This window comes from Kitasatospora sp. NPDC059973 (genome assembly GCF_042737525.1).
GTDB lineage: Bacteria > Actinomycetota > Actinomycetes > Streptomycetales > Streptomycetaceae > Kitasatospora.
Window position 1 is genome coordinate 1 of the sequence record NZ_JBHWUI010000263.1, and the last position, 7,509, is coordinate 7,509.

8 protein-coding genes are annotated in these 7,509 nt (G+C 76.5%); 4 read left to right on the forward strand and 4 right to left on the reverse strand.

Annotated elements, in window-relative coordinates; genetic code table 11:
- Positions 1–52 precede the first annotated feature (52 nt).
- Complete coding sequence (locus ACFWA9_RS37095; protein ID WP_352291022.1) at positions 53–628, reverse strand: TrmH family RNA methyltransferase; 576 nt, start codon at positions 626–628, stop codon at positions 53–55.
- Positions 625–1,266 (reverse strand): methyltransferase, encoded by a 642-nt coding sequence (locus ACFWA9_RS37100; RefSeq protein WP_329488478.1) that lies wholly within the window; start codon positions 1,264–1,266, stop codon positions 625–627. The genes ACFWA9_RS37095 and ACFWA9_RS37100 overlap by 4 nt, the downstream gene beginning before the upstream one ends.
- 269 nt (positions 1,267–1,535) lie before the next feature.
- Here ACFWA9_RS37100 and ACFWA9_RS37105 point away from each other — a divergent pair, with 269 nt between their 5' ends.
- The gene (locus tag ACFWA9_RS37105) at positions 1,536–1,730 is read left to right on the forward strand and encodes a hypothetical protein (RefSeq protein ID WP_329488477.1); all 195 of its coding nucleotides are present in this window, start codon (positions 1,536–1,538) and stop codon (positions 1,728–1,730) included.
- Between the two features lie 88 nt (positions 1,731–1,818).
- Here ACFWA9_RS37105 and ACFWA9_RS37110 read toward each other — a convergent pair whose 3' ends face one another.
- Both ACFWA9_RS37110 and ACFWA9_RS37115 read right to left on the reverse strand, forming a co-directional pair.
- Entirely contained in the window at positions 1,819–4,605 is a 2,787-nt protein-coding gene (locus tag ACFWA9_RS37110) for a lysylphosphatidylglycerol synthase domain-containing protein (protein WP_380393612.1), read from the reverse strand.
- Positions 4,606–4,678: 73 nt separating this feature from the next.
- Positions 4,679–5,440, reverse strand: coding sequence for an SDR family oxidoreductase (locus ACFWA9_RS37115; protein WP_329488474.1), 762 nt, complete (start codon positions 5,438–5,440; stop codon positions 4,679–4,681).
- 200 nt (positions 5,441–5,640) lie between these two features.
- Between ACFWA9_RS37115 and ACFWA9_RS37120 the strand changes: the two genes are divergently transcribed.
- The 3 genes from ACFWA9_RS37120 to ACFWA9_RS37130 all read left to right on the forward strand — a co-directional run bounded on the left by ACFWA9_RS37120 (position 5,641) and on the right by ACFWA9_RS37130 (position 7,462).
- The gene (locus ACFWA9_RS37120) at positions 5,641–6,483 is read left to right on the forward strand and encodes a helix-turn-helix transcriptional regulator (RefSeq protein ID WP_380393615.1); all 843 of its coding nucleotides are present in this window, start codon (positions 5,641–5,643) and stop codon (positions 6,481–6,483) included.
- Between the two features lie 161 nt (positions 6,484–6,644).
- The gene (locus tag ACFWA9_RS37125) at positions 6,645–6,911 is read left to right on the forward strand and encodes a UBP-type zinc finger domain-containing protein (protein ID WP_352291018.1); all 267 of its coding nucleotides are present in this window, start codon (positions 6,645–6,647) and stop codon (positions 6,909–6,911) included.
- Between the two features lie 284 nt (positions 6,912–7,195).
- A complete protein-coding gene (locus ACFWA9_RS37130) occupies positions 7,196–7,462 on the forward strand; it encodes a hypothetical protein (protein ID WP_380393618.1) in 267 nt (88 codons plus the stop codon).
- The last annotated feature ends 47 nt before the right edge of the window (positions 7,463–7,509 follow it).

Sequence of the window (7,509 nt, forward strand, 5' to 3'; positions counted from 1 at the left end):
CCCCCCCCCGGCGGGCCCCCCCCCCGGGCCCCCCCCGGCGGTCACTCCGGGGTCACTCGTCGTCGAGGTCCGGGCCGCCCGGGTCGCTGCCGTCCGGGGTGCCGCTGAGCGCGTACCCCTGCCGGCGCGCCTCGTAGCAGGCCACCGTGGCGGCGGCGGAGACGTTGAGCGAGCCGACGCGGCCGAGCTGCGGGACGAACACCACCTGGTCGCAGAGCGCGAGCGCGTCGGGGGTGATGCCGCGGTCCTCGTGGCCCAGCACGAAGGCCACGGCCGGGGTCAGCTCGGCGGCGAACATCGGCACCGCCTCGTCCGCCAGCTCCAGGCCGACCACCTTGAAGCCGTCCGCCTTGGCGGCGGCGACGGCCTCGGCGACGGTGGGGAAGTGCTCCACCTTGAGGTACTTGTCGGTGCCCATCGCGGCCTTCTGGGCGCCGGAGGAGCGGACCGACGGGGTGTCGCCGGTGAGGTACAGCTTCTCCGCGCCCATCGCGGCACCGGTCCGGACGACCGAGCCGACGTTGAACGGCGACTGGAGGTTCTCCAGGATCAGCGCGAGCCGGAACTCGTTGCTGCGCCGCCACTGGCGGTGCAAGCGCTTCAGTTCGGTCCCGCGGAGCTGCTTCACGACGTCGTACCTCGTCCACTCTCGGGGCCCTCGCCCTCCGGGCGGGGCCGCGCTTCCAGAATTCGGAACCCGTTGACCGACGTCACGCGGGTGGTCGGGTAGCCCTGGTCGTTCAGCCACTTCTGCAGCGAGTCCGAGCCCAGGTGCTTCTGGACCACCAGGAACGCCGAGCCGTCCGGGGTGAGCCGGCCGAGCCACTGGTGCAGCAGCCGGCGCAGTTCGCCCTTGCCGACCCGGATCGGCGGGTTGGAGTAGATCGCCGCGAACCGCTGGTCCTCGGGGACGTCCTCCGGCAGCGCGGCCTGCACGTTGCCCAGGCCGAGCGCCTCCGCGTTGAGCCGGACCAGCTCCAGCGCGCGGGTGTTCACGTCCACCGCCCAGACCGGCAGCCGCTTGCGCCTGGTCGCCCAGGTCAGCGCGATCGGGCCGTAGCCGCAGCCGACGTCCAGGATCGGGCCGCGGACCCGGGGCGGCGGCGCGTGCTCCAGCAGGATCCGGGTGCCCGGGTCGAGCCGGCTGCGGGAGAACACACCGGCGTCGGTGGTCAGTTCCAGGGTGACGTCCGGCAGGCTGACCGTGATCGGACGGCGCTCGCTGGCGACCTCGGGTGCACCGGTGAAGTAGTGCGAGCCGGACATGATTTCCCCGTCGTTCGTAAGGGCTTCGGGGCCACCGGGTGGGTGAGGGTAAGCCCTGCTGGTACGGCACTGATCGTACCCCCGGCGGCCGGGCACCCGTTTTGCGCGCCGGTGGCCGGGCAGGCGGGAGGCCGGTCCGCAGGCCGCGGACCGGGACCGGACAACACGCCGAAGGCCCGGTGGCGCATCGCGTCCGGGCGGCCCTCGGCGGATACTTCCAGTACCCCAACGGGCCCCGTGGGAGCCTCCGAGCAGCAAGGACGGACGCCATGCCGCAGAATCACGAGGACTACCTGGACGAGGTCGCCGAGGCGGTCGAGCCGGACGACGAGGCGGACGAGGGCGACGAGTACGACGAGCTGGCCGAGCGGCGGGCGCTCGGCGCCGATCCGGCCACCGAGGTCGCGGACGTCGCCGAGCAGAGCCGGGTCGTCGAGCTCGACGAGGACGAGTACCGGGAGTAGCGGCACCGCGCCCCTGCCGGCGCCACTGCCCCGCCGCCACAGCGCTCCGCCGCTACGGCGCTTACGGCGCTCCCCGCCGTTACGGCGGCTACAGCGCCCCGCGCCGTTGCAGCCAGGCGAAGGCCGCCCAGCCCGGCAGCACCGGCAGCACCAGGGTGAGCAGGCGGTAGAGCGCGACGGCCGCCAGCGCGCCGCCCTCCTCCATCGAGGCGGTGTGCTCCAGCAGCGTCACCAGCGCGCTGTCCACGGCGCCGGCCCCGCCCGGGGTCGGCGCCGCGTTGCCGACCGCGTTGCCGATCAGGAAGACCACCGCGACCGAGGCGAAGGCCGGCTCCCGGCCGACCGCCCGGACGCAGCAGTACAGGCAGGCGACCAGACAGAGCGAGACCAGCAGCTGCCCGGTCACGCCGACGGCCAGCCGGCCCGGGCTGCGCAGCAGCTCCAGCAGCCGGGGCAGCACCTCGGAGGTCAGCGGCCGCAGCCGGGCGGCCAGCCAGCGGCGGGCCGGCGGCACGGCGGAGACCCCGGCCAGCAGCACCGCCGCGCCGGCCAGTCCGCTCACCACGGCCGGCAGCGCGTCCAGCTCGGAGCCACCGGGCTCCAGGTCCAGCAGGTAGACGAAGGCACCGAGCTGGAGCAGGTGCAGCACCAGACCGAAGAGCTGGCCGACGCCGACGCTGGACAGCGCCTGGGCGGTCGGGATGCCGGCCCGCTGGAGGAAGCGGGTGTTCAGGGCGACCCCGCCGACGCCGCCCGGCGAGACCAGCTTGACGAAGGAGCCGGCCAGCTGGGCGAGCACGGCGTTGCGGAAGTCCAGCCGCTCGGGGACGAAGCCGACGAAGCCCATCGCGGCGGTGAAGTGGCTGGCGGCCGCGGTCAGCACGGCGAGGGCCAGCCAGAGCGGGTCGGCGTCGCCCAGCGCGGCGATCGGGTTCTGCTCGGAGGCGAAGAGCTGCGGCAGCAGCAGCCAGCCGGCGACCACGCCGCCGCCCACGGCCAGCAGCGTCCGGGGCCGCAGGCGCTCCACCTTCACCGCCCGGACGGGTGCCTGCGGCTGGGTCCGCAGGACTTCGGCGCGGATCGCGTCCAGCAGCTCGCCGGGCGGCGCAGGCGCGGCCGCCCGGCCGGCGGCGGTCGCCCCGGGAGCCCCGGGAGCGCTGGGAGCCCCGGGAGCGCCGGGAGCGCCGGGAGCGCCGGGGGCCGCCGGGGCGAGGGCGGCGCAGTGCGCCCGGGCGGTCTGCTTGAGCGCGGTCCGGGTGGTGCGGGCCAGGGCGATCGGCTGCAGCAGCGGCAGGGCCGCGCCGACGGCGTCCGGCCCGAGCACCGCCACCGCGCTGCGCACCGACCGCTCGGCACCGACCCGCAGGGCGAGCGTGGTGAGCAGCTGGGCGATGTCGCAGCGCAGCACCAGCTCGCTCGCCGCGATGTCGCCGTCCGCGAGGTCCACCAGGTGCACCGCGCCGGCCCGGTCGACCAGGAGCGAGGAGGGGACGAGGGCCCGGTGCGAGATCTCCCGCCGCTGGAGCAGGGCGAGCTGGGACCAGGCGTCGGCGAGCAGCGGGTCGGTCAGCTCGTCGGTGGCGAGCTGGTCCAGGGTGCGGCCGGGCAGGTACTCGTACGCGACCAGGGCGCTGTCTCGGCCGAGCCCGGCGGTGGCGGCGATCCGGCGGGTGCGGACGCCGGCGGCGACGGCGGCGTAGGAGACCAGTGCCTCGTGCTCCAGCCCGGTGCGCAGCGAGCGCAGCGCACGGGGGTGCGGGGCGGTGCGCAGCCGCAGCCGGCGCCAGGCGCGCTGGACCAGGGCGGCGGTGACGGCCTGCCGGTCGAGCAGCTGGACGTCGAGGTCGGGGCGGCCGGCCTCCTGGCGGACCAGGTAGCGGTCCGGCCCGGCGGGGTGGGCGGCGACGGGGCGCAGGCCCGCCTCGCGCAGGCTCTGCAGGAGCTGGGCGGGCCGGGGCCGGGGGTCGGGGGTGCCGACGGCGTAGAGGGTGCCGTGCGCGGCCGTCCAGCCGAGCAGCAGGCCGAGCAGCAGGGCGGTCGGCGTGGCGTACCCGGCGGCCAGTCCGGCGAGGGCGGAGACCGACAGGACGATCCGGGGGACCCGGTGCTCGCGGGCGGCCGAGGCGGTCATGAAGGCGAAGACGGGGGCGAGGTAGCCGTAGACCGGTTCGGTGTGGGCGAGGCCGGCGCCGGGCAGCGGCTGGGTGAGGGCGGCGACCAGCGAGGCGGGGGCGAGCTCGTCGAGCCCGAGGTCCATGGCGACGCAGGCGCCGTAGGCGAGGACGGCGGCCAGCAGTCCGTCCGAGAGGTGCTGGAGGATGCGCCGGCGGTCGGGCACCGCCGAGAGCAGCCGGCGGACCGCCGACCAGACCGGTACCAGCAGCAGGGCGGCGGTGGAGAGCCCGCCCGCCAGCGCCGCCAGCGGGCGGGGCACCAGCCGGGCGGCCTGGGCGACGTCGGCGGCGATGCCGCTGGTGGTGGCGCGGGCGTAGTCGGCGAGCAGCAGGGTCAGCGCGATCGTGGCGAGGCCGACGAGCAGCCGGATCAGCGCCACCGGCTGGCGGACCCGGCCGGCGGCGGCGGGGCCGGGCGTGCCGGGCCGGGCCGCCGGTATGTCCGGCGGGAACGCGGGACCGGCCGGGCCGGGCGCGGTGGCCTGCCCGGGTGCGCCGGGGCGTTCGGGGGTGCCGGCGTGGCCGGGGGCGCCGGCCGGGCCGGGCGCGGCGGCCTGCTCGGGGAGAGCGGTCGGTCCGGGGACGGCGGGCTCGGTGACCCCGGCCTGCCCCGGGGCACGGTCCGGCCCCGGCGTACCGGTGGGCCCGGGCGGGCCGCCCGCCCGGGCACCGCCGGTGTCGCTGTTCGTACTCCCCGCCACGATCGCCACGGTTGGCATGCTCCCACGACGGCCCGCCGCCCGGTGGGGGAACCCGGGCGGGGCCGCCGACGGCTCAGGCCTGCCGGGTCGGCAGGGCGACCAGGTGGCGGAGGTTGACGTGCCGGGGGCGGGTGACGGTGTAGGCGATCAGGTCGGCGATGTCCTCGGAGGTCATCGCCGGGATCGCGGCGAACATCCCGCCCAGCTGCTCGCGCAGCGCCGGGTTGTCGATGTGCCCGGCCAGCTCGGTGTCGGTCAGCCCGGGCTCGACGGTGCTGACCCGGACGTCGCGCGGGCCCAGCTCGGTGCGGAGCGCGGCGGAGAGCTGGGTGACGGCGGCCTTGGTGGCCCCGTACACGGCGTAGTCGGGGAAGACGACGTGCGAGGCGATGGAGGAGACGTTGACGAGGTCGGCGGTGCGGCCCTCGCCGGCGGCCGCGGTGAGGTCCGCGGTGAAGGCGCGCAGGATCCGCAGCACACCGGTGAGGTTGGTGTCGATCATGCGGGTCCACTCGTCGAGCCGGCCGTCGGCGACGGGGTTGGGCAGCATCACGCCCGCGTTGTTGACGACCAGGTCGACCGCGCCGTAGGCGTCGTGGACGGCCTTGACGGCGGCGTCCACCGAGGCCTGGTCGGTGAGGTCGGTGGTGACGGCGAGCGCCTGGCCGCCGGCCGAGGCGATCTCGGCGGCGAGCGCGTCCAGCCGCTCCGTGCGGCGGGCCAGCAGGGCGACCCGGGCGCCGCCCGCGGCGAGCAGGCGGGCGGTGGCCTCACCGATGCCGCTGGCGGCTCCGGTGACGACGGCGGTACGGGTGGCCAGGGCGGCGTAGCTCATGAGGTCCTGCCTTCGTGGTCCTTGCGGTCGGGCTGACGGGACCACTCTGCGCGGGCCCGGGGGGGCCATCCAGGGCCACCGATGTCCTGGGAAAGCGCAGCCCGGGGACAGCCTTTCCCGGGACGGCGGTTCCTGGTACCGCCTTTCCTGGGTAAGGCCGTACCACCCTCGCGGCGCGCGGCCGCGGCTACGCTGCGGGCATGGAGAACACCGTCGGGGACTTCCTCCGCTCGCGCCGGGCCCGGATCCAGCCCGAGGAGGTGGGCCTGCCCTCGCACGGCCGCCGCCGGGTGCAGGGCCTGCGCCGCGAGGAGGTCGCGCAGCTCGCCGGGGTCAGCGTCGACTACTACGTCCGGCTGGAGCAGGGCCGGGGCGGCAGCGCCTCCGACGCGGTACTGGCCGCGGTGGCCCGGGTGTTGCGGCTGGACGAGGTGGAGGCCGCGCACCTGCGCGCTCTGGCCCGCCCGGCGCGCCCGGCCACGACGGCCGGCGGCGGGCGGGCGGTCCGCGAAGGCACCCGGCTGCTGCTGGACCTGATGGCCGGGGTGCCGGCCTTCGTCCTCGGCCGCCGGATGGACGTGCTCGCCTGGAACGCCCTCGGTGACGCGGTGCAGGGCTACTCGGCCACCCCGCCGGACCGGCGCAACGCCGCCCGGTACGCCTTCCTCGATCCGGCGGCGCGGGAGTTCTACCCGCAGTGGGACGCGGTGGCGGCCGAGACGGTCGCCTATCTGCGGCTGGACGCCGGCCGGCACCCCGAGGACGCCAAGCTGGCCGCACTGGTGGGCGAACTCTCCGTGCGCAGCGAGGAGTTCCGCCGGCTCTGGGCGGACCACCTGGTGAAGCAGAAGACCCACGGCGTCAAGCTGATCCACCATCCGCTGGTCGGCGAACTCGACTTCGGCTACGAGACCTTGAGCGTGAACGGCTCGCCCGACCAGCTGCTGGTCGCCTACACCGCCCCGCCGGGCTCGCCGACCGCGCAGAAGCTCGCGATGCTGGCGAGCTGGACGGCCCCGGGGGCGCAGGTCCCCGCGGAGTGAGCCCGCCGTGTGACGCGGGCCAGCGTCACACGGCGTGGCCGCCGCACGGCCGGGCGGGAGACGGCCGGGCGGGAGACGGCCGGGCGGGAGACGGCCGGGTGCGGCCCGGCTCGGGCGTGTCTTGGGCGCCCGCCCGGGGCTGCCGTCACTACTCTGCGTGCATGAGCTCCTGCGAAGACCTCGCCGCGGCACCCCAGGACATCGCGCCCCTGCCGCCGCCCGACGGCTGCGCCGACTGCCTGGCCGCGGGCCACCGGGACTGGGTGCACCTGCGGCTCTGCCTGGACTGCGGGCACATCGGCTGCTGCGACTTCTCACCGGGGAAGCACGCCACCGCGCACTTCCACAACAGCTCCCATCCGGTGATCCGCTCGTACGAGCCGGGGGAGGACTGGCGCTGGTGCTTCGTCCACGAGGTCATGGGCTGAGCCCCACCGCTCCGCCCCGCCCGTACCGGCACCGCCCCGCCGCTCCGCCCCGCCCGTACCGGCACCGCCCCGCCGCTCCGCCCCGCCCGTACCGGCACCGCCCCGCCGCTCAGCCGCCCCGCCGCTCAACCGTCCCGCCGCTCAACCGTCCCGCCGGCACCGGCTCGCGCGGACGTCGCCGGCCGCCCAGAGGTGTAATCCTGCCCAATCCCGGACATAACGCCCGTGCGGCCCTCCCGGTCGACGCCCCTCGTGGGCCGGTGACCGCCGAAGGGAGGTCGATGATGACCAAGCGAACGCCGAGCGGCACCGACAAGCTCCGCCGGGGCACCCACGAGCTGCTGGAGCGCCGGGGCATGGCGATGACCCCGAAGCCGCTCCCCCCGAAGCTCGGCACCCGTGCCCCGTCCGCCGCCGGGTCCGGCTCCGACGGGGCCTTCCGGCACGGCGGCCGGGACGTCGGGACGACGGCCATGCACTCCGCCCCCGCGATGCACGCCGAACTCAAGGGCCACCGCCACCGCGGGGCGGAGAAGCACTCCGCGCACTGAGCGGGACGCCTTTCGTCAGGGGGCGGGCGCCGAATGCGGCGCCCGCC